The sequence below is a fragment of the Cupriavidus laharis genome (genome assembly GCF_914271435.1).
Lineage (GTDB): Bacteria > Pseudomonadota > Gammaproteobacteria > Burkholderiales > Burkholderiaceae > Cupriavidus > Cupriavidus laharis.
This window is the reverse complement of the sequence record NZ_CAJZAI010000005.1, coordinates 126,837-153,825: the sequence shown is the minus strand read 5'-3', so window position 1 is coordinate 153,825 and position 26,989 is coordinate 126,837. Positions and strand designations below refer to the sequence as shown.

The following is a 26,989-nucleotide window of genomic DNA, read 5'->3' as shown; positions in this document are numbered from 1 at the left end:
GCATGCATCATGAAGCCAGACTTCACAATCGATGCCGATTCCCTGCCTGCGCTGGCAGCGTTCGTGCGCGTGGCCCGCCACGGCAGCTTCACCGCGGCCGCCGCGGCGCTGGCGGTCAGCCCGTCGGCGGTATCGCAGACCATTCGCCAGCTCGAAGCGCGGCTCGGCGTGCGCCTCCTGCAGCGCACCACGCGCAGCGTCGGCCTGACCGAAGCGGGCGCGGCGCTGCTCGCGCGCATCGAGCCCGCGCTGCAGGAAATCGGCGCCGCCACCGACGATATCCGGCAGCAGCGCGACAACCCGGTCGGCACCCTGCGCCTGACCACGCCCAACACCGCCGGCGCCATCGTGCTGCGGCCCCTGCTGGCGGCCTTCGTGAGCGCGTACCCGGGCATCTGCGTCGACGTGGTCACTGATGACCGCTTTGCGGACCTCGTCGCCGAAGGCTTCGACGCCGGCCTGCGCCTGGGCGAGGCCCTGCAGCGCGATATGGTGGCGATCCCCGTCACCGGCCCGCTGCGCATGGTGGTCGCCGCCGCGCCGGCCTATCTCGCGCAATTCGGCACGCCGCAAACACCTTCCGACCTGCATGCGCACGCCTGCCTGCAATACCGGTTCGGCCCGCATGGCAGCGTCTACCGCTGGGAGTTCGTGGAAGACGGCCGCACCTTCACCGTCGACACGCACGCGGCGCTGATCGCCAATGACAAGACGCTGCTGCACCAGGCAGCGCTGGATGGCGTGGGGCTGATCTATGAATTCCCCCACCACATCCAGGCCGCGCTCGACGATGGCCGGCTCGTCACCGTGCTCGATCGCTGGCTGGCGCCGTTCGATGGCTTCTATCTCTATTACCCGGGCCGTGCGCTGATGCCGCCGAAGCTGCGTGCCTTCGTCGATTTTCTCAAGGCGCACGCACCGGTGTCAGCGGGCACCGCGTCCCGCTGAGGCGGCTGGCGCGCGCAGGCTCGCGCCGCGCACTTCGATGCCGATGCGGTCCACCACCTTGCCGGCGGCGTCCAGCAACTCGACCTGATGGCGGCCTGGCCACGGCAGCCACGCCACTTCGCCACCGCGTCCGAGCGGCTTGCCGTCCATGCGCCAGCTCACCGCGCGCGCAGTCTGTCCGGACACGCCTTCGGCATGAAACCATACGCGCTGCGCTGACGGCGGCATATCCGGATCGAGCGCGAACACCGTACCGTCGGCCGGGTTTGCGATGGCCGGCACACCGGCCAGTGCAGGCGAGGTGCCTACGCTTACGCGGGTGAGCGCCGTGCCTGCCAGGAACACTTCCTCGCGCGCGGGCTCCAGGTCGTCCGAGAAAGTCAGGGCCACGCGTTCCACGCCTGCCGGCATGTCCGGGGCTACGCTCGGCTGCGAACGGTGCAGTGCTTCCATCACGTCATGCCATACCGGCGCCGCACCCGAGACGCCGGACACGTCGTGCATGCTGGCACCGCTGGCATTGCCGACCCACACGCCCACGGTATAGCGCTGCGACCAGCCGATGCACCAGTTGTCGCGCATGTCCTTGCTGGTGCCGGTCTTTACCGCAGTCCAGAAGCGTGTGGTCAGCGGGCTGTCCAGGCCAAAGGTGCGCGCACGCGCATGGCGGTCGGACAGGATGTCGGCGATCACATAGCTCGCCGCCGGCGACATCACCGCCGTGGCCGGCGCCGCCACCATGCCCGCACGCGTGCGCACCGGCCCGTAGCGGCCGCCATTGGCGAGCGCGCGATACGCATTGGTCAGCGCCAGCAGCGACACATCCGCGCTGCCGAGCGCGAGGCTGTAGCCGTAGTAGTCGCCAGCCTCGGTCAACGGCAGCCCCAGCGCCACCAGGCGCTTGTGGAAACGGTGCGGGGTCACCATCACCAGCGTGCGCACGGCGGGCACGTTCAGCGATGCAGCCAGCGCCGCGCGCGTGCTGACCCAGCCCGCGTAGCGATGGTCATAGTTCTGCGGCACATACAGCCCGCCACCCACGGGCAGGTTGACGGGCTTGTCGTCGAGCAGCGACGCCGCAGTCAGCCGCCGCTCTTCCAATGCCTGCTCGTACAGGAATGGCTTGAGCGTTGAACCGGCCTGCCGCAGCGCCTGCGCATGGTCCACCTGCGCCGCGCCGGACAGTTCGCCGGAAGAGCCCACATAGGCCAGCACCTCGCCGCTGGCGTTGTCGATCACGACTACCGCGCCGTCTTCCACGTTGCGGCCCGACAGTTCGCGCAGATGACGCTGCAGGCTCGCCACGGCCACGCGCTGCAGCCCGGCGTCGAGCGTGGAACGCAGGTACGGCAGCACAGGCGCATTGGCTCCCGCTTGCGCACGCGCCTGGCTGACCAGCAGCCGGCCCAGGTGCGGGGCCAGTTGCCTTGGCAGCGGCGATGCTGCCGTGCCGCGCTGCGCGACGCTGCCCGTGCGCAGCAGCGCCAGTTGCGCAAAGCCCTCCAGCCCCTCGCATTCGCGCGGCAGCCGCATCTCGCGCAGGATGCCGCACGCGCGGCGCGCGACCTGCGCAGCCTTCGCATTGGGCGCGCGTACGAGCGCCACGGCCAGCGCGGATTCACGCGCATCCAGTCCCTCCGGGAACTTGCCGAACAGCGCCTGCGACATCGCCGACAGGCCAACCAGTTCGCCGCGGAACGGCACCAGGTTGAGATAGGCCTCGAGGATCTGGTCCTTGCTCCAGCTTCGCTCCAGCGATGCCGCGCCGGCAGCCTGCCCCAGCTTCTGCGTGAGGCTGCGGCCCTGCCCAGCGCCGCCTGGCCTGCGCAGGTCTTCATCGAGCAGCCCGGCGAGCTGCATGGTCAGCGTGGAAGCGCCGCGCGTGCGCGTGTTCCAGAGGTTGGCCCAGGCCGCCGCGGCCACGCCTTGCCAGTCGACACCGCTGTGCGCATAGAAGCGCTTGTCCTCCGACAGCACGATGGCGGCACGCAGCGCCGGCGAGGTTTCGGCCAGCGCGACCCAGTCGCCGCGGCGCACGCGGAAATCGTCACGCACGCGCGCAATGGTTTCGCCATTGCGATCGGTGATGGCGATGTCGGTGCTGCGCCAGTCGGCGCGGACCTGGGTGAAGGAGGGCAACGCCTGTGCCGGCAACGCTATCCATGTCAGCGCCATCGCGAACACGAAACCCGGCGGGGTGGGAATGGCCCGGAGCACGCCTGCCAACGCTTTCATCCCCCACGCTCTCCGCGATTCGCCACAATGCCCGCGACAATCAGCACCTGCGCGGCCGCATACGTCCACCAGATGCCGAGCTGGAAGCTGTCGAACGGCACCAGGAAGCGCGCAATGCCGATCATCATGTCCGAAGCCGCAAAGCACAGCGCGCCCAGCGCGGTGAGCGGCGTTGGCAGCTTCGCCACCAGTGCGCTGCACACCATCGCCGCCAGCACGATGACGTACACCGTGACCGGCCCCGCGAGCGTGCCCAGGTTGGGCCAGAAACGACCCAGCAGCGTGCCGGCCACGCCGATCATCGCGCCGCACGCGATCAGCCGGTGCGCGCGCCAGTCGCCCGCGAGCGGCACCAGCAGGCGCAGATATGCAAGGTGTGCGAGCAGGAAGGCTCCCAGCCCGCCCACGAAAGAGACATGCAGCCCAGGCACCGCCAGCAGGAAATCCCCGATCGACGAGCACACCAGCGCGATCACCAGCCAGCGCCGCTCGAACAGCGGCCGGTGGAACCACGCGGCACGCGCCAGCATCAGCGCCATCGCCGTCTTCCACGCGGGCTGCATCGCGATCTGGCCGGTCAGCGGCGCGCCGTCCGGCAACTCCATCGATACCTGCACCAGCAGCGCACCGTAGACCAGGCCCGCCAGGGTGCCGGCCAGCCACCACTCGCGCACGCGCGCCGGCATCATGAGGGCCAGCCAGCTCATGGGCGGGCCCCGACGGTCAGGCGCGCATTCGGTGCGGCGCCGAACACGTCCGGCGCGTACATGGCTTCGACGCGCGTCGGCGGCAGCGCAAAATCGCCGGCGTTGTTCAGGCGCACGGTGTACTCGACCGAGATGCTGCCCTTGGGCAGGTACTCGTAGTACTCGCGGTAGGCCTGCGGCGTGCGTTCGGTGTAGGCGGCCCAGGCCATGCCCTTGCGCCGCTCGCCACGCGTGGCGATTTGCGAATCGCGTCCCAGCCCGCTGCCAAGGATGGTCGCGCCAGCCGGTACCGGATCGCTCACCACCACCCACGTCATGTCGGCCTGCGCATCGATCTCGAGCTTCACGCGGTACGTATCGCCGCGCGACCACTTGCCCGACACTGCCTGTTCCACCGGCGTCACTGTGCGGCGCACGCGGTAGCCCGCCGCCAGCGGTCCCGACAGCGGCACCGCAGCCATGGCACGTACTGTGGCCCACGGGCGACCCGCGCCGGCATGTTCAAGCTGCAGCGTGCCACCGCCCTCCCCGGCCGGCCACGGCAGGTCCACGCTACCCTGCGTCACGCCGTCGCGACGTTGTGCGCGGCTCCAGTCGAAGCTGCGCGCGGATTCCCCGCCACCGCTCACCGAAAGGCGCGTGCTGCCCGCCACCGGCGTCTTCTCGAACACCTGCGCAAAGCGCGCGATCGCGAGCATGCCCCACGCATTGGCGTTGGTCGTGCCCCATGCGCCGCGCACCTGGCGCCCGATCAGGCCAGTGGCAAGCTGCGGCGCATCGTCCTTCCAGCCAGGCAGCTCCGAGGCCAGCGCCAGCAGGCGTGCGGCGTTGACGTCGCCGCCAGCCATCAGCCACCACCAGTCGTCGCTGCGCTCGGTCGAGAACGCCAGGCGCGTGCCCTGCACCGTCAGGCGCGCACGCAGCAGTTGCTGCGCTTCGGCCAGCCGCGCTTCGCGTTGCGGGATGTCCTGCATGCGCGACAGCAGCATGGTCCAGTCGATCAGCGCCGACGTGGGCCATTGCGCGGGCAGTATCTGGATCGACCCGAGCATGCGCGCCTGCGCGTGGCCCGTGCGCGACAGCGCTTCGAGCGCGGCCAGCTTGCGGACTTCGAGGTCCATCGTCGCCGACGAAGGACTCCACGCGTCCGGGCGTATGCGGCCTTCGACGAACGCCGCCAGACCGCGCTCCATCTGCGCGCGCAGTTCGTCGGGCACGCGCAGCGTCAGGCCCGCTTTCGCGGCTTCGTCGCTGACCGACAGCAGGTAGGCGGTCAGCGCAACGCTGCCGCTCTGGCTGTCGCTGCGCAGCGGGAAGTACGAGGCCAGGCCATTCGCATCGAGGTACGAAGGCAGCTGGTTCATCAGCGCCTCCCACGCCGTGCCGTCGGCGAGGCCGATGGCTTTGGACGCGCGCTGCTCCAGGCAGCTGAACGGGTAGTTGAGGAACCACTCGCGCACGCCCGGCATGCCGCCCGCGAGCGATGACTGCAGGTTCACCTGCAGGCCGCCGCGCAGCTTGCCCGTCGGATCCGTGAGCGCGCCCGGCGGTGCCTTCACAGGCACCGATAGCCCCGGTGTCAGCTGCGCCAGCGTAGCCTGCTGCGCCGTCACCGGTTCCGCCGGCACGATCTGCTGCGATACCTTGATGCGGTCCGCCGCACCGCCGCTGCCCTGCTCCGCGGCCTGCACCTCCCACTGGACCGTGCCGCTGCGCGAGAACGCGAGCAGTGCCGGCGCGGTGACATCCCAGCCGATCTCGCGTGCTTCGCCTGCGGGAATCTGGACGGTCTGCGCGGGCAGCGCGTTCGCATCGCCGACCAGCGTGGCGCGCGCGCTGGCCTGCACCGTCATCGCGCGTTTGGTCGTATTGCGCAGCGTGAACATCGCGCGGTAGCGGTCGTCCTCGCGCACCAGCAGCGGCAGGCCGGAGATCACCTGCAAATCCTGCGTGGCCGCGATGGTCACGCTGCCGGTACCGAATCGGCCCACGCCAAGATCAGCGACTGCAACGATGCGGAAGCTGGTCAGCGAGTCATTGAGCGGAACCTCCACCGTGGCCCTGCCCTCCGCATCGAGCTGCACGCGCGGGTTCCACAGCAGCAGCGTGTCGAACAGTTCGCGCGTAGGGCTTTTGCCGCCACCGCCGCCTGCCGGTACCGCCTTGCGCCCGTAATGGCGGCGCCCGATGATTTCCATCTGCGCGGTGGCGGTCTCCACGCCGTAGCTGCGCCGCTGCAGCATGGCGTCGAGCAGGTCCCAGCTATTGTTGGGCATCAGTTCCAGCAGCGCCTGGTCCACCGCCGCCAGCGCGACCTCGCCGTTGGCCGCGGGCTTGCCGTCAGGCAGCTTCACCTGCAGCGCAACGCGCGCCTTGCCTCGCACGGTATAGGACGCCTTGTCGGGCGTCACGGTGACATCGAGCCGGTGCGCCTCGTTGCCGACGCGGATCTCTGCGAGGCCAAGCCGGAAAGCCGGCCTGGACAGGTCCACCAATGCCGTCGGCGCGGCGTATTCCTTGCCCTCGCTGCGGAATGCGCGCCACCATTCGCCCGGCTGGCGCCAGCCCCATGTGAAAAACGAATACCAGGGCACTTCGTGCAAGCGTCCGCGGATCGTCATCACCGACACGTAGACGTTGGGGCCCCACTCGGGCTTGACCTTGACGCGTACGGTAGGATCGCTGCCGTTGAGTTCGACCACCTGCGTTTCGAGCACGCCTTCACGCTCGACCGCGACGAGCGCCGTGGCATGGCGGAACGGCATGCGCACCTGGAACACCGCAGTATCGCCGGGGGCATATTGCTTCTTCTCGGGCAGCACGTCGATGCGGTCATGGTTCTCGCCACCGAACCAGAGCTCGCCCTGACGCGTGACCCACACCGTGGACGCGGCCTGCGCACTGCGGCCGTCCTTGTCGCGAGCGATTGCGATCAGTTCCACCTGTCCTGCCTGGTCCAGCGCCACATCGCAGCGTGCGCGGCCCTGCGCGTCGGTGCGCGTCTCGCACACCGTGCCCAGGTCACGGCTCTCGCTGCGGTTGTCGTAGCGATAGAAGCCACCCACCACGCGCTTGCGCGTCGACGTGGTGATGCGTGCGCGAGCATTGACCTTCACCGGCGCATCGGCCACCGGCTTGCCCTGGATGTCGAGCACCAGGCCATGCACAGCCAGCTTCTGCTTCATCGACACCCAGCCATCGGTGCGGATGCCCGCCACCACCGCGGCCGGCCATACCGGCACGGTCTGGCGCAGCGTCTGGACCTCGCCGTTCGGGTCGGCAAAGCCGGCTTCCAGCACGAGGTCGCGCGGCGCATCGGTCTTCGGCATCTTGCGCAGCGTGACAGTGCCGTTGCCGTTCTTGTCCAGCGTCAGCGGCAGCTTGTCGGCGATCAGCTTCTGGCCGCCGTCGCGGGCCTGGCCTTCATCGGCCTGGTCCATCTCTTCGTCACCCGCTGCGTTTTCACGCGTGGCGCGCGGCGGATTGAACGAGTACTCGTCGTAACCGGGAAAGCTGACCCACTTGTCTCGCAAAAGCGCCGACACGCTGACCGGAAGGCCGATGGCGGCGCCACCGGACACGTAGTGCACCTCGACACCTACCGGCACCTCGGCCGGCGCCACCACGGCGCCGCCCTTGCCCGCTTGTGCGCCCGCGACCTGCAGCGTGCCGGTCAGCACCGGCAGGCGGAACGCTTCCACGCGGAAGCTGCCGCTGGCATAGGACCGCGTGCTGTTGTCGTCGACATCGTCGCCACGGCTGCCTTCGGCCTGCAGCTCGACGTTGTAGACCCCGAGCTTGGCCGCGGGCGGCACCTGGAAGCTGCTTTCCGCGCTGCGCCCGCCCGTGGCGGTATTGCGCCACTGCAGCGGTAGCTCGTAGGTCTGGCCGCTGCCTTCATGGCGGATCACCACCGTATCCGGCAGCTTGCGGTTCGCCGGCGGCAAGGCAAAGCCCTGCGCGGTCTCGGCGCGGATGAAATGCTTCATCGACACGGTTTCGCCGGCGCGCAGCAGCGTGCGGTCGAACACGGTATGCGCGCGCACGGTCTGCGTAGCGCTCGCATCGGTCGGCACGTTGAAGCGCCAGGTCTCGATGCCGCGGTTCCAGTCGGACATCACAAAAGCCATGTCGGCCTTGCCGCGCGCTTCCGGATGCGTAGCCGCGATGCGCGCGGAGACGAAATAGCCCGACAGGCCATTGCCGTCGCAGCGCCGGCCGCGCATGTCGTCGAGCTTCGCGAAGCACACGATGCCGCTGGCGTCGGTGCGGCCCTCGCCGAGCAGCCGGCCCGAGCAGTCGCGCACGGCCACGGCAGCGTCGCGCACGGGCTTGCCATCGTCGAGCGCGGTGACCCAGGCGAGGCCGCTCATCGAACCATCACCGTCGCCGCGCGCGAGCTTGAAATGCACGCCCAGGTTGGTGACCAGCGCGGCGGTGCGCACGTACATGGGCGCGCGCTTGCCCAGCAGCGCTTCGCCGAGCATCGGCGAGGCGATCTCCACCACATGGAAGCCCGGTTCCGGCAGCGGAATGCCGACCACCTCGAACGGCCGCGGTGCGTCGCCCGAAGGCTTTGGCACCGAGAGCTTCTGCACGCCCGCGGCGCGTTCCAGCAGCGACACCGAGCGCGCTTCGATCGACGGCGCATTGCGCGGGTTGTTCACGCCGTAGGGCGAGCGGCCGGCCAGTACCGCATCGAGTTCCGCGCGCGTCCAGCTGGTCTCATGCATGCGGCGCACCAGGCCCAGCCAGCGCAGCACGGCACCGTCGTCATCGACCTTGAGCTTCATCACCGTGCCCGCCTGCGCCTGCACGCCGCGCACCTGCAGGTCGGCTTCGACATTGCGCAGCGTGACCGGCAGCAACGGCGGATAGTCGGCCGGCGACTTGCCCTTGGGCAGCTCGCCGAAGCGCTCCACCACGCCGAACGGCGCCGCGGCGAACTTGGCCAGCGGCGGCATGGCGGCGGTCGACACCTTGAGCGGGAACAGGTCGGCATTGGACAGCGTGCGGCCGCTGTCGTCCTTCAGGTCGCGCGGGATCTCGATCGTGAAATCGGCTTTCTCGGGAAATGGCGCGGCGAAGGTGAGCGACGTCACGCTCGCGTCCGGCGCGAGGTTGGCATCGAACCGCGGCGCGCGCGGGCCGGACGGCGTCTTCAGCACCACGTGCTCGGCCAGCTTGCGCGTGATCGGCGCCGAGAACGAGACCGTCATCGGCCGCAGCGGCGTGCATGGCGACTGCGCGTGCTCGCGCTCGCAGGTGAAGCTCGCGGTGAAGGGCTCGCGCACGGTGTAGTCAAAGCGGCGCTCGTCGCGCGTGGCAATGCCGGACGGCGTGGCGATGCCGGCGCCCAGCACCAGTTGCATGCGTGCGCCGGCCGGCAGCCGCTGCTGGCAGGCCAGCAGGTGGATCGCGTCGGGCGCGTCCCTGGCGATGCGCTTCCAGTAGATGGCGTCGAGCACGGCATCGCGCTCCTTGCCGGCCAGCAGGCGTACGGGAATACGCTCGCCGAGGCCCGCCGCCTGGCACCATGCATGATCGCGCACCGAGGCCACAGTGGCGGCGCCATTGAAGCGCAGCGCAAAAACCTGGTCTTCCTCGATCTGGCCGCCCGACGGCCGGCTGGCCACGACCGTGGGGCCGCCGGTCTCGAACCGGTACTCGGCCTTGCCCGCGTAGGGCTTGCCGGCCACGCTGCGCAGGCTGGCCGACATCCTGACCGAACACCGGACACCCGGCGGCAGGTCGCGCTCGAAGTCGAACACCCAGTTGCTGGCGTCGACCCAGCGTCCCTGCCCCGCCGTGGCCGCGCCGGTACAGGAGATCGCCGCGGGCGCTGTCGCCTGCACGTCGCCCATCGGCACCATCGCCTCGTCGAAGCGGATCGCCACCTGACGCACTTGCGGAACCGTCCCCTCGGGCGAGAAACGCGTCACCTGGGCCGCGGGCGCGGACGATACCGAGAGCCACGCCAGCACGCCGGCCATCGCGGCGCGGCATGCCCACGCGCTTCCGCCAAGACCCCGACCCCGTCGGGCAACGACTCCCTTCATCCTGCGATCCTCCCGTCAAAGCACCCGGCGAGCGTGACATGTGACGTTTAGGAGTGCAAGGCCGGCACGCAAACCTGCAATGCGGCCGCCAGAAATTTCAGCGCAGGTGCGACAGCGGCAAGGCGCCTTCGCACTTGAGCGCGGTCAGGACGATGTTGGAACGTATGCTTTCCACGCCGGGCACCCGCATCAGCCGCTTCATCGTGAATTCGGCCAGGGTGGGCAGGTCGGGCACGACCACGCGGATCAGGTAATCGGCCTCGCCCGCCACGGAATAGCACTCCTGTACTTCCTCGAGCAGCAGGATTTCCTCGCCGAAGCGTTCGATGATGGTGTCGCCGTGGTGCGCCAGCTTGACGCTGATGAAGACCTGCACGCCCAGCCCGAGTGCCTGGGTCGACAGGCTTACGCGATAGCCCGTGATGACACCGTCGGCTTCCAGCCGGGCCAGCCGCCGGCCGACCTGGCTCGGCGACAGATGCACCCGCTCGGCAAGCTGCTGGTGGGTCGAGCGCCCGTCGGCCTGCAGGGCCGCGATCAAGGCCAGGTCGAATTGATCAAGGGACACCATACGCATTTTCCGCATTCGCTGGCCACATGACGCGGATTATACGCACCTCAATCGCCATACAGGCCAATTTTGCGGCCAGATTGCAGTAGCACACGCCTAAACTACGCAGATAATCCGCATCACGGCGCACAGCGCCAAACCCAGGAGACAAATTCGATGTCCGCTACCGCCAGCGCCCCCGCCCACGAGGCTTCCGGCCAGTTCGACGGCGCCTTCCAGGGCACCATGACCGACAAGCTCAGGGAGCAGTTCGACGCCGGCCTGCTGTCCGGCCAGGAACTGCGCCCGGACTTCACCATCGCGCAGCCGGTGCACCGCTACACCAGCACCGACCACGCCATGTGGCGCAAGCTCTACGAACGCCAGGCCTCGATGCTGCGTGGGCGCGTCAGCAACGAATTCCTGCAGGGCCTGGCCACGCTGGGCATGGAAAAGGACCGCGTGCCCGACTTCGACCAGCTCAACGAGACGCTGATGCGCGCCACCGGCTGGCAGGTCGTGGCCGTGCCGGGCCTGGTGCCGGACGAGGTGTTCTTCGACCATCTGGCCAATCGCCGCTTTCCGGCCAGCTGGTGGATGCGCAAGCCCGAGCAGCTCGACTACCTGCAGGAGCCGGACTGCTTCCACGACGTGTTCGGCCATGTGCCGCTGCTGATCAACCCGGTGTTCGCCGATTATATGGAAGCCTACGGCAAGGGCGGCCTCAAGGCGGCCGGCCTGGGCGCGCTGGACATGCTGGCCCGCCTGTACTGGTACACAGTGGAATTCGGCCTGATCCGCACGCCCGAAGGCCTGCGCATCTATGGCGCCGGCATCGTGTCCAGCCAGGGCGAGTCGATCTACAGCCTGGATTCGGCCAGCCCCAACCGCATCGGCTTCGACGTGCGCCGCATCATGCGCACGCGCTACCGCATCGACACGTTCCAGAAGACCTACTTCGTGATCGACAGCTTCGAACAGCTCTTCGACGCTACCCGGCCGGACTTCGGGCCGCTGTACCAGGAACTGCGCGACCAGCGGACGCTGGGAGCCGGCGATGTGGTTGAAGGCGACGAGGTGCTCAACGTCGGCACCCGCGAAGGCTGGGGCGACAGCGACGATATCTGACCAAGGCCGGTTGACCGCACGGTTTTCCGCTTTGTGAAACAATGCCGGCAAGCCCGCCAGGGCGGGCCGGTTTTTTCTTTCCCCTGATCGAGCCCATCATGACACCCCTTTCGCCCCAGGCACGCGCCACGCTGCTCGCCGAACTGCCCGGCTGGACCGACGTCGACAACCGCGACGCCATCCAGAAGCGCTTCACCTTCACCGATTTCAACGCTGCGTTCGCCTTCATGACGCGCGTGGCCATCCAGGCCGAAAAGGCCGACCACCACCCCGAGTGGTTCAATGTCTACAACCGCGTGGACATCACCCTGTCCACCCACGACGCCAACGGCCTGACCCAGCGCGACATCGACCTGGCCCATTTCATCGAGCGCGCCGCCGCCTCGCTGCAGGCGGCGTAAGGCTCGCACGCGGGCCTTGCGCCGCGGCTGTAGGGAAACCGAAAGGAAGACAAGGGCCCAGGCCTGTACAATCTGCGGATCGCGGTTCCGCGTGTGCGCCATGCCGCGCCTGCCGCATCCTGTCTTCCCTCCCGGCTGATCCAGCCATGCCCGACGTCCTGCCCGAACTGCCGCCATGCGTATCCTGCTGATCGAAGACGACCGCCAGATCGCCAGCGGCGTCGAAGCCGGCCTGGCGCGCGCCGGCCATCAGGTCCGCGTGGTCCATGACGGCGTCTACGCCACCGAACACCTGCTGCGCGAGCAGCACGATCTCGTCATCCTCGACCTGGGCCTGCCCGGCATCGACGGCATGACGCTGCTGGCGCGCTATCGTGCCCGCAACCGCACCACGCCCGTCATCATCCTGACCGCGCGCGACGAGCTGGAAGACAAGCTGTCCGGCCTGAACGCCGGCGCCGACGACTACCTGGTCAAGCCCTTCGCCCTGCCCGAGCTGGAAGCACGCGTGCGCGTCCTTCTACGCCGCAGCCAGCATGGCGAAGCCGTCCCCGACCGCGACGTGCGCCTGGGCCGCCTGCGCCTGTCCGGCAACGACCGCCGCATGTTCATCGACGGCAAGCCGCTGGAACTGTCGCCGCGCGAGTTCGCGGTGCTGGAACTGCTGCTGCAGCGCCAGGGCCGCGTGGTCAGCAAGGCCCAGCTGCAGGACCACCTGGCCACCTTCGCCCACCCGGCCGGCGAAGGCGGCGATACCGTCGGCGACACCGCGATCGAAGTCTATGTGCACCGCGTGCGCAAGAAACTTGAAGAAAGCGACGTGGAGATCGTGACGGTACGCGGCTTCGGCTACCTGCTGCAGGCCCGCGCCGGCCAATGAACACGCGCCTGCGGCGCTGGCCGGGACCGCGCCGGCCGGCTCTCTGAAGCGCCAGCGCCATGTGGCCGCGATCCCGCACCTCCCGTTCCGCTACCGCCCCCGCCGCCGAGCCGCCGCTGTCGCGACCCGGGCGCGGCATGGCCCAGACGCCGCGCGTGGCGGCAACCGCCAGCCTTCGCGTACACCTGCTGCGCGCCCTGGCCACCCCCCTGTTCGCGCTGGTGCTGGTCAGCGGCTCGCTCTCCTACTGGCTGGCCGCCCACTACACCACACAGGTATTCGACCGCGCGCTGTATGGCGTGGCCAACAATATCGCGCAGCAGATCCGCATAGCCGGACCGCGGCTGGAGCAGGACATCCCGATGATTGCCCAGACGCTGGTCGAGGCCGAGGGAACCGATCGCATCTACTGGCGCATCCACGGCCCCGACGGCCTGATCGGCGGCATGGACACCTGGCTCGGCTATGGCACTGGCCAGACCACCCTGCACGACGCGCGGCTGTTCTACGCCTGGTTCAGCGGCCGCCAGGTGCGCGCGGTACGGCTCCCGGTCATGCTGCCGAGTCCCGCTACCGACGAACTTGGCACCAGCGAAGACGGCAAGGCGACACGCGGCCCCATCGTCGTGGAGGTGGCGGAACTGCTGGATCGCCGCGAAACGGCAGCCAACGAAATCCTGCTGTCGGTATCGGTGCCGCTGATCCTGCTGCTGCTGGTGGGCAGCCTGATCCTCTCGCACGTGCTCAAGGAAGAGCTGGTGCCGCTGCAGATCCTGACCGACAAGCTGAACCGCCAGACCGCGCGCTCGCTGGCCGCGCTGGACGAAACCCAGGTACCGGCCGAAGTGGCGCCGCTGATCCGTGGCCTGAACGCGCTGCTGTCGCGGCTGCGTGATGCACTGGACGCCCAGCGCAAGTTCATTGCCGATGCCGCGCACCAGCTGCGCACACCGCTGACGGCCGTGAAGCTGCATGCCGACCGCGCCATGGAAGCCGATTCGCTGGAAGTGGCCCGCCATGCCCTGCGCGAGCTGCAGACCGCCGCCGACCGTGCGGTGCGGCTGTCCAACCAGTTGCTGTCGCTGGCGCGCGCCGAGCCAGGACTATCGCTGGAGCGGCTGGGACCGGTGGAGTATTTCGACCTGGCGGAACTGGCTTTCGAGACCGGTGCGGAATGGGTGCCGCAGGCATTGGCACGGCGCCTCGACCTCGGCTTTGAAGTTCTACCCGGGCCCACCTTCACGGGCGGCTCGCCGGCCATGGTGCGTGGCAATCGCCTGCTGATGCGCGAAGCACTGTCCAACCTGATCGACAACGCGGTGAAGTACGTGCCCCCGGGCGGGCGTATCACGGTGCGCGCCGGCGGCGAGGCACTGGGCAACCGCGGCATGGCGGTGGTGATGGTGGAAGACAACGGCCCCGGCATCCCCCCTCAGCGGCGCGAAGAGGTCTTCAAGCGCTTCTTCCGCGGCGACCGCCAGGGCGACCATGCCCCCGCCGCACCGACCGCCGGTGCCGGGCTGGGGCTGGCGATCGTGCACGAGATCATTGGCCTGCACCACGGCACGATCCGCATCGAGGACGTGCCGGCCGGGGACACTGCCGGCGAATCCGCCACGAGCAGCGAACGGCGCCCGACCATGCGCTTCGTGATCCGCATCCCCTGCGAAGCGGCCGGGCTGGCCGCCTGACGCCTGCGGCGGGCGGGCCTTATTTGCCGCCCGACTTCCTGTTCTTGGGCGCCAGCATGGTGCCACGGCACTCAGGACTGCCGCAGCGGCATTCGAATTCCTTCTTCAGCTTCTTCGTATAGCGGGCTTCGATCACCAGTCCGTAGTCATAGAAAAGCTCTTCGCCAGCGGCGATATCGCGCAGCGCGTGGATAAACACCCGGCCCTTCTTCTCGCGCGCCTCGCAGTTCGGCGCGCAGGCATGGTTGATCCAGCGCGCGCGGTTGCCGCCGTACTTGGCGTCAATCACGCTGCCGTCGTCCAGGCTGAAATAGAACGTGTGATTGGGATCGTTCGGGTCGTGCGGGTGGCGTTCCAGGGCTTTTTTCCAGGAAATGTGCTCGCCCTTGTACTCGATCACCCGCTCGCCCTCCGCGATGGATGCAATCGCATAGACCCCCTTGCCGTGCACGCCAGACTGGCGCACCTCGATGCGGTCGCTCGCCGACTTGCCCGCCTTCTTTTCCTTGCCGCTGTCCTTGCGCTTTGCCTTGTCAGCCATTTGCCTTTCCGTGCTGGTCGCTTTCCGTTGCATTGCAGGCGCCTGTCGCGCCGACGCGATCGGCATGATACCGGCGCGCTCAGGGAGCGTATACGCATACCTCATGACAGGCGCCACGTATACGTCAGGCCACAACAGAACAGCCGTTAACGGGCAGCGCCCTCGTTTACGTCGCAACCGCAATGTGGATAAGGCCGCCTGTTTCTGTGGATAAGAGGCCAGATTGCATGTGGGCTGCCTGGGGCTGGCATGGGGATGCTGCTGGAACAAGTTCGGCCATCTGCACGGACACCCTCGCGCCAACCCGGGAGTCATCCACGCCCGCCAACACTGCATCCCTGCAGTTCTCGTTTACGTAAACCTTTGATCTGCCGGTGGTTTACCTGCTTATCCACAGCACGGCCCGCCGTTTACCTACTACCACTATTTGTATACATGAAAAGAAAGAGGTAAACCCAGTGGTCCGCTTCTGCCGGTGGCCCGAATGCAGGGAAGCCATGCCCGCGAACGTAAACCCGGGTTGAGCGGTATACGCGGATCTGCGGCGTATACGTCGCACGTGCCGATTCCCGCTCCGAGTCATCATTCGCCCGGCGAATGCCGGTGAGCGGAGCTGGAAAATGCGGATGGCGGGCATGCAAGATAGTGCATATTCATCGCCAAGGAGCGGCAAGCGCACGATGAGGAGGTCGGCAGAGGCCCTGCAAGGGCCCTGGAGCCTCTCAGGCCCGCATAGGGCACCCAGCCCACCCCTTGGAGCTCGCAGGGGCGCTGAGGGCGTATACGGGGCCAGGCAAACCCTTCGGTGTTCAGGAGGCAGGGCCGGCGTAAACGTCACACGCTGGGCACGCGTCAGGGCTGCCTGGCGTGGCCTGAGCCCGCCGGAATCACTGCCCGAAGCGGCTTTCCGGAAAAGGCCTCGTAACAATCTCATCCGGTGCGCCTTGTCCGGCACGGTATCATGTGGCCCGCGACGTCTTTGCCGGTCCGGTCCATTCATGGGCCACCCGTGCCCGGACGTCTGTGTTTTATCAACTCGATACGGAGTGAAGCATGACGAAAACCGAACTGATCGACGCTATCGCAGCCGGTGTGGACGGTCTGACCAAGGCTAAGGCCGAACAGGCACTGAACGTGACGCTGTCGGCCATCATGGACGCCGTTGCCAAGGGCGATACGCTGAGCCTGGTCGGCTTTGGCACGTTCAGCAAGGGCGAGCGCGGCGAGCGCATGGCCCGTAACCCGCGCACCGGCGAAGAGATCAGGGTGGAAGCGGCCAAGACGGTGAAGTTCAAGGCCGGCCAGAAGTTCAAGGACGCCGTCAACCAGTAAGACCGGAAAGCCTGGCGGGCCACTGCGGCGCCCCGGCTTTGCTTGACCCCGCCATGCCGCCACCGTGTCGCCCAAGGGCGCAGGTGCGCGCCAGGCGGGGAACGTTATCCACAGTACTTGCAAGATACTTCTGCAGAGTCCTCTGCACCCCGGACCGGCCCGTCTTACGGCTGGCCGGCCAGACCCGCAAACAGCCGTTCAGCCACGATTGATCAAGGCCGTAGCGAATGCGGCGCATCATGGGGGCCATATGCTTCCCCGATCGCTCCAGGGCACATTTCCACAGCGTTATTCACAGCGCTTTCCACAGCGGATTCCACAGGCTTCTCCACAGGCCCTGCGTTCAGCCTTATGTGCCGCACTGGCCCTGGCATGGCTCGCGGGCTGCAGCACCGTGAGCGAACCTGCGCGCCCGCAGACGACTCCCTTGCCCGACCTGGAGCGGCCAGTGACCACACCGGGAGCGACCACGCGCGAACGCATCGTGGAAATCGCCATGCAGGAGTGGTGGCGCTGGGGCTCGCAGACCGTGCGCCTGGGCCGCGACGATACGGCCTGCGTGACGTTCAGCCCGCTGCCTGCGCCGCAGCCGATGGCCGTGCCCCCCGCCGCGGATGCCAGCTCGCCTGCCCAAGGCACCGCCGACCGGGAAGCGGATCCCGACGGTGTCGAGGCTGGCTGCGTGTCGTTCCCTGACGGTACCGGCATGGAAGCCACGCTGCCCGGCTGCCGGATGGCACGGCGCTACTGGGGCATCGTTGGCGAAGCGCCCGATTGCACGCAGGTCACGCAGTCGTCCTGGGCGTGGTCGGCGGTGTTCATTTCCTGGGTCCTGCGCAAGGCGGGACTCGACGAGCGCCAGTTCCTGACCGGCCAGTCACATTCCATGTATGTCGTGGACGCGCGCGACGGGATCCTGCCCCGCCCTGCCTTTCATCTCGAACCCGTTCCTGCGCTGCCACGAGCCGGCGACATCATCTGCGCGCCGCGCGGCCGCGACAAATACATCGAGGACATCGCCGAGATCGGCTTTGGCACGACGCCCATGCATTGCGATATTGTGGTCTCGGTGGATCCCGCCGCACGGCTGGTGAAGGCCATCGGCGGCAACGTCCAGCAGTCGGTGTCGATGGAGGAAATCGAGCTGGGCGACTCGGGCAGGCTCGATGGCGTGACCAACTCGCACATGCCCTGGCTGCTGATCATGCGCAACGATCTGCAATAGGGTCCAATAGGGTATTAGCGCGACAAATCAACCATCTATCTTTTTTGGTTGCGTGATTTGTCGTGCAAATGAATATCAGCGAAACAACTCGAGCTGCGCCGTATCGCGGTCGCTGGTGCCCACGCCGACCCCAAGCAACCGCACCGGCAGGCCACGCCGCGCATGGCCTTCGGCCAGCAGGCGGGCGTAGGTATCGCGGTCCGGCGCATGGCCGCGGCATTCTACGGTGGTCTGGCGGAAGTCCGAGAAGCGCAGCTTCACTGTGAGCTTGTCGATGGTGCCGTGCGCCTGCGCCCGTGCAATGCGGGCCTCGAGCATTGCGATCAGCGGTTCCAGCTCAGCCAGGCAGGCCTGCAGGTCCGGCAGGTCGTCGGCGTACGTTTCCTCGACGCTGATCGACTTGCGTTCGCGCTCGGGCGATACCGTGCGATGGTCGAGGCCGCGGCACAGGTTGTAGAGCCGTGCGCCAAAGGTGCCGAATTCGCGATGCAGCCGGTCGGCCGGCCATTCCCGCAGGTCGCCGCAGGTGCTGGCGCCCAGGCGCTTGAGCTTGGCCGCGGTGACCGCGCCCACGCCGTGGATGCGTCCAACGGGCAGCTCGGCGACAAAGGCGTCCACCGCCGCCGGCCGTACCACGAAGAGCCCGTCGGGCTTGTTCCAGTCGCTCGCGATTTTGGCGACGAACTTGTTCGGGCCGACACCGGCCGACACCGTGACACCGACTTCTTCCCGCACGCGTTGGCGGATCTCCTCGGCAATGAGCGTGGCGCTGCCGCCATGGTGCGGGCACTGGCTGACATCGAGATAGGCCTCGTCCAGCGAAAGCGGTTCGACCAGGCTCGTGTACTCCCGGTAGATTGCAAAGATCCGGCGCGACACCTCGCGGTACTTGTCCATTGCCGGACGCAGGATCAGCAGGTCCGGACAGCGCCGCAGCGCCTGTGCCGACGACATGGCCGAGCGCACGCCGAACGCGCGCGCCTCGTAGTTGCAGGTGGCGATCACGCCGCGCCGGTCAGGGCTGCCGCCTACCGCCATGGGCCGGCCGCGCAGCGACGGGTCGTCGCGCATCTCGACCGACGCGTAGAAACAGTCGCAGTCGCAATGGATGATCTTGCGCTGGACGGCCGGTTCGCTGGGCGGGGACGGGGTGGCGGGCATGCGGTACAGGGAGGGAAGGATCCCTCCATCCATCGGTGCTATTTATGATGACTCTTTCGTTGGTCAATTAATGATTAATCACATCGATGAAATTGAGTCGTGCTTCCGCGATTCTTCATTCCATTTCATCCATGTGACGAATGAATTCTGATTACTGGCTTGCAGTTTCATCTTTAACATTCATGGTTTCGGGCTTCTGTCGCGTGCTGACCCACAGCCCTTCCGCCGCATACAAGGCCAGGGACACCCAGATCAGCGCGTAGCCAAGCTGCTTCTGCGGCGGAAACGGCTCATGCCATAGCCAGACGCCAAGCAGCAGCTGAAGTGTCGGGCCCGTGTACTGGAGCAGGCCCAGCAGGGACAGCGGGATACGGCGGGCACCGGCGGCAAAGAACAGCAGGGGCACGGCGGTAATCGGCCCCGCCATCAGCAGCAGGAACTGCGTACCTGGTGCTGCGTGCCGGAAGCTGTCCTGGCCGGTTGCGAACAGGTAGGCGAGTGCCGCACCGGCCAGCGGAAACAGCAGCAATGTCTCGAGCGACAGCCCTTCCAGAGCGCCCAGGGCTCCCGTCTTGCGCAGCAGCCCGTAGCCGCCGAAGGTGGCCGCCAGCGCCAGCGCAATCCATGGCAGCTGGCCCGCCGCCACCGTCAGCCAGGCCACCCCGCCCGCCGCCACGGCGATCGACAGCCACTGTCCCGGCCGCAGCCGCTCGTGCAGGAACACCACGCCCAGCAGCACGCTGAACAGCGGGTTGATGAAGTAGCCCAGGCTGGCATCGATCACGCGGTTGGCGGACACGGCCCAGATGTAGAGGAACCAGTTGCCGCACAGCAGCGCGGCGCTCGCGGCAAAGGACAGGATCAGGCGCCGGTCCGTGGCCACCTTGCCAAGCCAGGCCCACTGGCGCCGGGCGGCCAGGATGACGGCCAGGAACACCAGCGACCACACCATCCGGTGCAGCAGGATCTCGGCCGGCGCAATGCCGGGCAGCGATTTGATGTAGAGCGGGAGCAGCCCCCAGATGGTGTAGGCCAGGAGTGCGTAAAGGATGCCGAGTTGCATAGGGAATTCCGATAGATGCTGCGCGCGATTCTACCGGCGGGGGTGTTTTGTTGCCGGAGCCGGCTGCAGGCTACGGCATTGCACTCACGCAAAACAAAAACCCCGTGCCCTTATGGGAACACGGGGTTTGTGCCGACGGGGGCCAGTCTGCCCCCGCGGGTCGGCGTTACAGCTTGTGCGAGTAGCTGAACTGCGCGAACGCCTGCTCGGCCACGTTGAACCAGGCGGCCTCGTTGTTGCGGAACACGCGCCAGTCGTCGTAGATCTTCTTGAACGACGGGTTCTTGGCGACTTCGTCGGCGTAGGCTTCCTGGGTGGCCTTGAAGCAGGCTTCCATGATTTCCTTGGAGAACGGGCGCAGCTTCACGCCGTTTTCCAGCAGGCGGGCCAGCGCCTGCGGGTTGACCGTGTCGTACTTGGCCATCATCGTGGTGTGAGCCTCGATGGTGGCGGTTTCCAGCGCGCGCTTGTACAGCGCCGGCAGCTTCTCGAACTCGCTGGCCGACGCGTAGAACGACAGCTGCGCGCTGCCTTCCCACCAGCCCGGGTAGTAGTAGTACGGCGCCACCTTGTAGAAGCCGAGCTTCTCGTCATCGTACGGGCCCACCCACTCGGCCGCGTCAATGGTGCCTTTTTCCAGCGCGGGGTAGATGTCGCCGCCGGCGATCTGCTGCGGCACCACGCCCAGGCGCGACAGCACCACGCCGGCAAATCCGGCAATGCGGTACTTCAGGCCTTGCAGGTCGGCCACGGTCCTGATTTCCTTGCGGAACCAGCCGCCCATCTGCGCGTTGGTGTTGCCGCCCAGGAAGTTGATGACGTTGTATTCCTTGAAGAACTCGCGCATCAGCTTCATGCCGTTGCCTTGCAGCATCCAGGCGTTCTGCTGGCGCGCGGTCAGGCCGAACGGGACAGTGGTGTCAAAGCACAGCGTCGGGTTCTTGCCGAAGTAGTAGTAGCCGGCGGTATGGCCGATCTGCACGGTATTGTTCTGCACCGAGTCCAGTACCTGCAGGCCCGGCACGATTTCACCGGCGGCGAAGACCTTGATGTTGAACTTGCCGTCGGTCAGTTCCTTCACCCGGGCCGCCAGCAGTTCGGAGGCGCCGTAGATGGTGTCCAGCGACTTGGGGAAGCTCGATGCAAGGCGCCATTCCACAGCAGGGTTGCTGCCGACGACGGCTGGGGCGGCGGGGGCGTTCGCGGCCGGCGCGGCGGCCTTTTCATCCTTGCCGCATGCGGCAAGTGCCCCGGTAGCGGCCACGGCCGACGCTTTCAACAGGAAGGAACGACGTTGCATTAACTTCTCCTCTTTTTTAGATATTGGTTCGGATGCGGGCCTGGGGCGCCGATCGTGTCATCGCGCCTTGCGCCGGACCGTGACGCGCCCGTGGCCGGGATGGTGCCGCGAGCGCAACGCTGTGCCTGTTACGGACGGGAACCCCTGTCGATGCCGGGACGATGTTCAACCGCCATTGAGACACCCGTTCGTAACAGGCCGCGGCTGTCTTACCCGAAAGAGTAGGGTAGGGACGAAGGTCATTACTGACCTGTCCCCCCCTAGGAACCGTACGTGCGAGTTTCCCCGCATACGGCTCGAGTCTCAACTAAATGCCCCTTCGGACACCGGCTTCACAACAGTTCTACCTTGGTGATGCACTTGCTTGTGACAGTTCGGATGCAGCAGCACGCGATTCCCTAGCGCATCGGAGCCCCCGCGTATGCGAGGTTCGATGTGATGATCTTCCCATCCTGTTTCCTTGGTTATCTTGCACTGACACACTGCGCACAAGCCTTGCTGGGATAGATACAACTTGATCCACTGCTTCCGGTGCGCCATGTTTTCCAACATACGCTCCTGTCGCAGCTTCTCGCCGTACCGTTCCTGCGTTGGATCGAAGGGATTGTAATCCCCCCGAATCTTCTTGTGCCGTCGGATAGGCGTACCCGCGAGCGAGTACAACTCCGTCCAACCTACACTGCCGTTGCCGCTCACGAACTTGGTTCCAAACACCCAGTTTCGTTCGCCGACGGTCGCAAAGTATTTCCTACGCACCCATTCGACGGACTTATGTGGATGTCGCCGCTTTGCCCACCGTCGCAGAGCATTAAAGATTTCATGCTCCACGCGGGCGAACACCGCTTTCGCCACCACCGGACTGTGATACTGTGCCCAGCCCCGTAGCATCGGGTTTAACAGTCGAATTAAGTCCGACTGCTCCACCGTCTTGTTGGTGCTGATGACCGCCTTTACCTTGCGATAGAACGCTTGCGCGTTTTTCTTGCTCGGCTTTATGAGCAGGGTTCCCGAGTACTTCCGGAAATTCCACCCTAGGAAGTCAAAGCCATCAGTGATGCTGACGATCCGCGTTTTCTCCGTAGACAGCGACAGCCCCCGTACTGCAAGGAACTGTTCTACCCACGGCTTCACTTCGTCCTCTAGGACCTCCGGCGTATCACCGGTGATGACGAAGTCGTCCGCGTAACGCACAACGTTCACTTTGAGCCTTTTCGCCTTGGTCGCTCCTAACTTCGTTCTGAGGAACTCGATCAGTTGCGTTTCCAAGCCGTTCAGCGCCACATTTGCCAGAGTCGGGGAAATGATGCCTCCCTGCGGTGTTCCGGCTTCGGTCGCCTGAAACTGGCCCTGAAATACCACGCCAGCTTTCAACCATTTGCGCAGGATTGCTTTGTCCATGGGGACATTGCTCTCCAGCCAGTCGTGACTGATATGGTCAAAGCATCCTTTGATGTCTGCTTCCAGTACCCATTGAGCCGAGGCCTTCTGAGATAGGGAAACAAACAGCTGGGACATGGCATCCGCGGTGGATCGGTTGGTCCTGAACCCATAGGAGTTCGGATCGCTCGTTCCTTCGGACACCGGCTCCAGCGCCAGCAAATACAGCGCTTGCATGGCTCGGTCCAACATGGTTGGAATGCCCAGAGGGCGCTCCTTCCCATTGGCCTTGGGGATGAAAACCCTCCGTAATGGCAAAGGTCTGTACCCCCGGCGCTTCAACCTCCCAATGGCTTCCCACCGGGCTTCAGGCGTTGTCCACTTTTCGCGATCGACGCCTGCCGTTCGCTTACCTTGGTTCATCGTCACTCGTCGTACCGCCAGTGCTTTGGCGGAGAACGAGCGGGTCAGAGACCGTTGCAGGGCTTTCACCCTACGCCAGTCCCCTTCCTGTGTCGCCTTCGCAATTCGAATCTGCATTTCTCGAACGTTCCGCTCCACGCGGCGCCAATTAATGGCGCCCCAGGTTTGCGGCACGCCGGAGAGCGCAGATTCATCCTTGCGGATCAATGCTTCCATGCTGCTCTCCTATCTTGAGGATCTCCCCCAACATCAAGAGACAGCACGCCCCTTGAGGGACGTGTTGCCCCTCAAGGGAAGAAAATTTAAACAAGCGAGATCAGTCAGCCGTCCTGCGACGATTGACCAGTTGGAAGTCTGCCCGCTTTCGCGTGGGATGATGTCTCAACCCCTATCCGGACGATTACAGCCCGGCATTCGCTTTTTCCAACCTCCCATACCCGCACAGCCAACAGCGTTCCTTGCGGTTCGCCTGCCTGAGCCAAACTGCGCTCCGGCAGCCATACGGGCTTACCACGTTCCCTGCGCATTACACGACTGGGTTAGGGTCTGCCTTTCCGCCGGTGGTCATCGTGGCGACGTGTCCCAAGGCTTGAGTAGGACAACCGACCACACACCTTTTGGTTAATGCCTAGCAGCAGCTTTGGCATCTCAATCGTTACGACGTTTATCAGCAGTTCACTTACGTTACCCATACCAGTCAGCCTAGCGCCTCAACCCCGTTGCTGCTCGGAGCCTCCACCATCCTGTCTCGCGACCTGATGGCACCCTTTCGGGGGCTACATTGTCAGGAGAGCTTCACACCCCACCGTTACCAGTGACGCATGTCTCCCTAGGCTACTGCTAGTCGCATAGCAGGTTCTCTATCGTGTAACCCTTTCGGGCATATCCGACCGAACCATAATGCACAGAGCTACCGCTCCGGGACCTCACTTACCTACCACTGTGCTCCTATGCAAGCGAGCGCTTGACGGCATCGGTCGCTCTTGCGAGCGCTGGCTGCCGTCCCAAAGAACGTAGCGCCGTTCCATCCAGAACGGTTTGAATGCTATGTTGCGGCGATACAACGGAATCTCCGCTGTTTGGCCGCATACACCCTCCGTTAGGGGGATGTCTACAGAGAACTCGCCCAAAGGCGAGCGTCCCCGCCCTTGGGCAATGGCTGGAAATCCATCCAGCAAAAAGCAAGCTGCAAGTCGGCCAGCGTTCCGGCTTCCTCACAACACATCGGACTCCCCTCTGGCTGTTCGGCCGGGTTCGTCTAAGCAAGTAATGGTCGAGATTGGACGGTTCAGGCCGAGGCCCTCCCCTTGTCTCGACAAAGGTCGATGCTCCTTACGTTGGAGCTACCCGGACACGAGAATGCGTGTCGCACCAAGCCCACCGATTATAGCGGTGCCTTTTTCTGCACGGAGCCCTGCGGAAGTCCGGGTTTTCGCTAGTTCTGTCCGGCTGTTTCACAGTGGGAAAACCATGTTTGAACCGAGCCGCAGCCATAGGTTTTCGTATTGTGAGAAGGCGAACGTTGTGATGGATTTTGTAACCCGGCTTGCGGTCAAACCGTGCGGCTGTTAAAAAAAGACCCCCGTATCGGCGGTCTGGCCGTTCGGCCCGTTCGTTGCATGCTGTCCGAATTCCTTGTTGCTTCCTGCCGTCGCTTTCCCCGCCGCCGCCTGAGCGTAGCCGTCCTGGCTGCCTGGGGGATGGCGGCGTGCGCGCAGACGCAGCAGAGCCTCCAGTCACTGGCGCCGCCGCGCATCCAGGAAGCGCGGCCGGCTCCGCGCGTGCTCGCCATGGCGACGCCGGCCGATGATCCGCTCGGCGCATTGATCGCTGGCGAACAGCCGTCCGGGACTGCGCAGCAGCCCGCCGCTCCGGCACCTGCAGAAGGCGAGGCAAAGGTGGCGGAAGCCGCCGCGCAGTCCGACGACACCTTTGTCGGCCCGCCTGATTCCGCCGCCCCGGCGCCTCCGCCAGTGGTGCTGTTTCCCTCGAGGCTCGGGCACTTCGTGGCCGAACCGCGTGCCGACGAGGCTGCCGGCGCGGACGCAACGCCGTCCGACGCGCCGCCGGTGCTGCGCTCGCAGCTTCCGGCCGACGATGCCGCGGTCGACTCGGTCTGGCGCCTCAGCTATAGCGGCCGGGCCGCCGTGGAAGAGCGTGATGCCAGCATGCGCGCCTGCGCCGGCGGCGCGCTGTCCACGGGCATCGGCCACGGTGTGGCCTGCCGCAGTTCTGGCGAGGTCAAGATCCGCGAGTCGGTGCTCGACCTCGACGGCGGCGCCCAGGTCATGCTGATTGCCCAGGCCCGCGGCACCGATGCCACGTCCGTCAACGGCAGGCCTGCCGCGGTCGATCCTTACGCGCTGGTGCCGCAGTTCTACACCGCCGTCAGCGGCCTGTCGGTGCTGGACGGTGCCACCATGTGGGCCGGCCGCCGCGACAGCAACCCGTTCCTGATGTCATCGGGCCTGCTGCCGCCCAATTCGGCAGCCATGCGTTTCGGCGTGGACAATGCCCGCGTACTTGGCGATATCGGCCTGAACTACCAGTACACGGCCCGCAATGACCAGAATGGGCAGAACCTGCCCAGCTACCATTCGCTGCGCACGGCACCGATTTCCACCAATCCGCAAGGGTCGGTGCAGCTTGGCTTCACGCGGGTCGAGGCCCAGTCGGTGGTCGCCGATGCGGGCAGCGCGTGGTGGGCATCGGCCCTGCACGAGCAGAAAGGCGTGCTGGCGGGTACCAACCGCGTCGGGCTGCAGTTCGGCTCCGGCGCGCGCAGCGCCATGGCGGGCTACACGGGAATGGGTCCGTCGCTGTCGCGCGTGCGCGTCGCGGAGTCGCTCGAGTGGAAGGGGCAATCCGGGCTTGGCGGCTCGGTCGAATCGAGCATGCAGTTCGACCGTTCACCGATCGGAACGCTGCAATGGTCGGCCACGCGGGTCCGCCCGGCGTATGTTGCCAGCGACCAGTTCAAGCTTGTTTTCGAGGTCGCGCGCGACCAGATCTCGTCCGGTTTCGGCGCCAGCGGCCAGCGCACCGCGCTGACCATTGCGCCGACGCTGACGCTGGGCAAGTCTGCAGGCAATGCAAACTTGCGCGCGTTCTATACCTACAGCCGCGCCAACGATGTGGACGGGATCGCGTTCACGGCACCGGCCGAGGCCTGGGCCACGCAGAACAGCGGCTCGATCTTCGGCGTACAGCTCAATCGGCGCTGGTAGCGGCCGGCTTGCCCGGGTGCCAGCGCGTCGCGCGCGCGGCCTCTGCCGGCGTTGCCGGCCTGCGGCACAGCCAGTGGAACAGCAGGGTGGCGCACAGTCCGCCCGCAATCTGCGCGAGCACGAAGCCCGGCACGTCGACGGGCCGGATGCCGGTGAAGGTGTTGGTCATCGCGCATGCAATGGTCAGCGCCGGGTTGGCGAACGATGTCGATGACGTGAACCAGTAGCCGGCGGTGATGTAGCCTGCCACGACAAAGGGCACCAGGCCTGGCCGGCTGCGCAGCGTGCCGATGCCGACCCCGACCAGCCCGAACGTTGCCACGAACTCGCTCCACCACATCGGCAGGCCCGTGCGGCTCTGGGCCGACCACGCCAGGGCCGGCTCGCCGAACATGGCATGCGCGGCCATCACGCCGGCAATGCCGCCGCCGATCTGCACCGCCGCGTAGCCCAGCGCGGCCCGCGGCGAGAGCGCGCCTTGCACCAGCGCCGACAGGCTCACCACCGGGTTGAAATGCCCGCCCGACACGGGCCCCAGCGCAACCAGCAGCGCCACAAGCCCGGCACCGGTAGCCAGCGCATTGCACAGCAGCGCCAGCCCGATATCTCCGCCGGCGAGCCGCTCGGCGCGGATGCCCGACCCCACCACTACGGCCACCAGCAATGCCGTGCCCAGTCCCTCGGCCACCAGCCGGCGCGAAAGCGTACTCACTGCTGCGCTCCCGGCGTGCCGATCATCAA

At 66.4% G+C, this 26,989-nt stretch carries 18 protein-coding genes; 8 read left to right on the top strand and 10 right to left on the bottom strand.

Features of this window, described 5'->3' with window-relative positions; all coding sequences use genetic code 11:
• Nucleotides 1-9 precede the first annotated feature (9 nt).
• Nucleotides 10-948 (top strand): LysR family transcriptional regulator, encoded by a 939-nt coding sequence (locus tag LDO29_RS12840; RefSeq protein ID WP_224080165.1) that lies wholly within the window; start codon nt 10-12, stop codon nt 946-948.
• Here the strand turns inward: LDO29_RS12840 and pbpC are convergent.
• The 4 genes from pbpC to LDO29_RS12820 form a co-directional block, all read right to left on the bottom strand.
• Nucleotides 925-3,183 carry a penicillin-binding protein 1C gene (gene pbpC / locus LDO29_RS12835; protein ID WP_396022659.1) on the bottom strand — a complete coding sequence of 753 codons (2,259 nt, stop codon included), beginning with the start codon at nt 3,181-3,183 and terminating at the stop codon, nt 925-927. The genes LDO29_RS12840 and pbpC overlap by 24 nt on opposite strands.
• Nucleotides 3,180-3,890, bottom strand: coding sequence for a lysoplasmalogenase (locus tag LDO29_RS12830; protein ID WP_224080164.1), 711 nt, complete (start codon nt 3,888-3,890; stop codon nt 3,180-3,182). The genes pbpC and LDO29_RS12830 overlap by 4 nt, the downstream gene beginning before the upstream one ends.
• A complete protein-coding gene (locus LDO29_RS12825; protein WP_224080163.1) occupies nt 3,887-9,949 on the bottom strand; it encodes an alpha-2-macroglobulin family protein in 6,063 nt (2,020 codons plus the stop codon). Before LDO29_RS12825 ends, LDO29_RS12830 begins: the two co-directional genes overlap by 4 nt.
• 97 nt (nt 9,950-10,046) lie before the next feature.
• Entirely contained in the window at nt 10,047-10,520 is a 474-nt protein-coding gene (locus tag LDO29_RS12820; protein WP_224080162.1) for an Lrp/AsnC family transcriptional regulator, read from the bottom strand.
• A gap of 156 nt (nt 10,521-10,676) precedes the next feature.
• Between LDO29_RS12820 and phhA the strand changes: the two genes are divergently transcribed.
• The 4 genes from phhA (at nt 10,677) to LDO29_RS12800 (ending at nt 14,599) form a co-directional block, all read left to right on the top strand.
• A complete protein-coding gene (gene phhA, locus LDO29_RS12815; RefSeq protein WP_224080161.1) occupies nt 10,677-11,627 on the top strand; it encodes a phenylalanine 4-monooxygenase in 951 nt (316 codons plus the stop codon).
• 98 nt (nt 11,628-11,725) lie between these two features.
• Nucleotides 11,726-12,028, top strand: a complete 303-nt coding sequence (locus tag LDO29_RS12810) for a 4a-hydroxytetrahydrobiopterin dehydratase (protein ID WP_224080160.1) — start codon at nt 11,726-11,728, stop codon at nt 12,026-12,028.
• 175 nt (nt 12,029-12,203) lie between these two features.
• Nucleotides 12,204-12,908 (top strand): response regulator transcription factor, encoded by a 705-nt coding sequence (locus LDO29_RS12805; RefSeq protein WP_224080159.1) that lies wholly within the window; start codon nt 12,204-12,206, stop codon nt 12,906-12,908.
• Nucleotides 12,909-12,967: 59 nt separating this feature from the next.
• Nucleotides 12,968-14,599 (top strand): sensor histidine kinase, encoded by a 1,632-nt coding sequence (locus LDO29_RS12800; RefSeq protein WP_224080158.1) that lies wholly within the window; start codon nt 12,968-12,970, stop codon nt 14,597-14,599.
• 19 nt (nt 14,600-14,618) lie between these two features.
• Here LDO29_RS12800 and LDO29_RS12795 read toward each other — a convergent pair whose 3' ends face one another.
• The gene (locus tag LDO29_RS12795) at nt 14,619-15,140 is read right to left on the bottom strand and encodes an SET domain-containing protein (protein ID WP_396022658.1); all 522 of its coding nucleotides are present in this window, start codon (nt 15,138-15,140) and stop codon (nt 14,619-14,621) included.
• A 1,053-nt stretch (nt 15,141-16,193) separates the two neighbouring features.
• Here LDO29_RS12795 and LDO29_RS12790 point away from each other — a divergent pair.
• Together LDO29_RS12790 and LDO29_RS12785 are read left to right on the top strand one after the other, a co-directional pair.
• On the top strand, nt 16,194-16,472 hold the full coding sequence (locus LDO29_RS12790; RefSeq protein ID WP_224080157.1) for an HU family DNA-binding protein: 279 nt from the start codon (nt 16,194-16,196) through the stop codon (nt 16,470-16,472).
• 250 nt (nt 16,473-16,722) lie between these two features.
• Complete coding sequence (locus LDO29_RS12785; protein WP_224080156.1) at nt 16,723-17,697, top strand: DUF2272 domain-containing protein; 975 nt, start codon at nt 16,723-16,725, stop codon at nt 17,695-17,697.
• A gap of 75 nt (nt 17,698-17,772) precedes the next feature.
• On the opposite strand, the gene dinB is transcribed toward LDO29_RS12785, so the two are convergent.
• The 4 genes from dinB to ltrA all read right to left on the bottom strand — a co-directional run bounded on the left by dinB (nt 17,773) and on the right by ltrA (nt 23,237).
• Nucleotides 17,773-18,858 (bottom strand): DNA polymerase IV, encoded by a 1,086-nt coding sequence (gene dinB, locus LDO29_RS12780; protein ID WP_224080155.1) that lies wholly within the window; start codon nt 18,856-18,858, stop codon nt 17,773-17,775.
• Between the two features lie 151 nt (nt 18,859-19,009).
• Nucleotides 19,010-19,921, bottom strand: coding sequence for an EamA family transporter RarD (gene rarD / locus LDO29_RS12775; protein WP_224080154.1), 912 nt, complete (start codon nt 19,919-19,921; stop codon nt 19,010-19,012).
• Between the two features lie 166 nt (nt 19,922-20,087).
• Nucleotides 20,088-21,221, bottom strand: a complete 1,134-nt coding sequence (locus tag LDO29_RS12770; RefSeq protein WP_224080153.1) for a TRAP transporter substrate-binding protein — start codon at nt 21,219-21,221, stop codon at nt 20,088-20,090.
• A gap of 303 nt (nt 21,222-21,524) precedes the next feature.
• Nucleotides 21,525-23,237: a group II intron reverse transcriptase/maturase gene (gene ltrA, locus LDO29_RS12765; protein ID WP_224080152.1), complete on the bottom strand. Its 1,713-nt coding sequence runs from the start codon at nt 23,235-23,237 to the stop codon at nt 21,525-21,527.
• Between the two features lie 1,403 nt (nt 23,238-24,640).
• Between ltrA and LDO29_RS12760 the strand changes: the two genes are divergently transcribed.
• On the top strand, nt 24,641-26,248 hold the full coding sequence (locus LDO29_RS12760; protein WP_224080151.1) for a carbohydrate porin: 1,608 nt from the start codon (nt 24,641-24,643) through the stop codon (nt 26,246-26,248).
• Here the strand turns inward: LDO29_RS12760 and LDO29_RS12755 are convergent.
• Nucleotides 26,232-26,960, bottom strand: coding sequence for an aquaporin (locus LDO29_RS12755; RefSeq protein ID WP_224080150.1), 729 nt, complete (start codon nt 26,958-26,960; stop codon nt 26,232-26,234). The two genes, LDO29_RS12760 and LDO29_RS12755, sit on opposite strands and share 17 nt — an antisense overlap.
• Nucleotides 26,961-26,989: the final 29 nt, after the last annotated feature.

Bases quoted from the DNA above. Each gene is read 5' to 3' on its own strand.
- LDO29_RS12825 (WP_224080163.1), bottom strand. From the start codon at position 9,949: ATGAAGGGAGTCGTTGCCCGACGGGGTCGGGGTCTTGGCGGAAGCGCG.
- LDO29_RS12840 (WP_224080165.1), top strand. From the start codon at position 10: ATGAAGCCAGACTTCACAATCGATGCCGATTCCCTGCCTGCGCTGGCA.
- LDO29_RS12805 (WP_224080159.1), top strand. From the start codon at position 12,204: ATGCGTATCCTGCTGATCGAAGACGACCGCCAGATCGCCAGCGGCGTC.
- LDO29_RS12830 (WP_224080164.1), bottom strand. From the start codon at position 3,890: ATGAGCTGGCTGGCCCTCATGATGCCGGCGCGCGTGCGCGAGTGGTGG.
- LDO29_RS12800 (WP_224080158.1), top strand. From the start codon at position 12,968: ATGTGGCCGCGATCCCGCACCTCCCGTTCCGCTACCGCCCCCGCCGCC.
- LDO29_RS12785 (WP_224080156.1), top strand. From the start codon at position 16,723: ATGCTTCCCCGATCGCTCCAGGGCACATTTCCACAGCGTTATTCACAG.
- dinB (WP_224080155.1), bottom strand. From the start codon at position 18,858: ATGCCCGCCACCCCGTCCCCGCCCAGCGAACCGGCCGTCCAGCGCAAG.
- LDO29_RS12820 (WP_224080162.1), bottom strand. From the start codon at position 10,520: ATGGTGTCCCTTGATCAATTCGACCTGGCCTTGATCGCGGCCCTGCAG.
- ltrA (WP_224080152.1), bottom strand. From the start codon at position 23,237: ATGGAAGCATTGATCCGCAAGGATGAATCTGCGCTCTCCGGCGTGCCG.
- pbpC (WP_396022659.1), bottom strand. From the start codon at position 3,183: ATGAAAGCGTTGGCAGGCGTGCTCCGGGCCATTCCCACCCCGCCGGGT.
- LDO29_RS12795 (WP_396022658.1), bottom strand. From the start codon at position 15,140: ATGGCTGACAAGGCAAAGCGCAAGGACAGCGGCAAGGAAAAGAAGGCG.
- LDO29_RS12760 (WP_224080151.1), top strand. From the start codon at position 24,641: ATGCTGTCCGAATTCCTTGTTGCTTCCTGCCGTCGCTTTCCCCGCCGC.
- LDO29_RS12770 (WP_224080153.1), bottom strand. From the start codon at position 21,221: ATGCAACGTCGTTCCTTCCTGTTGAAAGCGTCGGCCGTGGCCGCTACC.
- rarD (WP_224080154.1), bottom strand. From the start codon at position 19,921: ATGCAACTCGGCATCCTTTACGCACTCCTGGCCTACACCATCTGGGGG.
- LDO29_RS12810 (WP_224080160.1), top strand. From the start codon at position 11,726: ATGACACCCCTTTCGCCCCAGGCACGCGCCACGCTGCTCGCCGAACTG.
- LDO29_RS12790 (WP_224080157.1), top strand. From the start codon at position 16,194: ATGACGAAAACCGAACTGATCGACGCTATCGCAGCCGGTGTGGACGGT.
- phhA (WP_224080161.1), top strand. From the start codon at position 10,677: ATGTCCGCTACCGCCAGCGCCCCCGCCCACGAGGCTTCCGGCCAGTTC.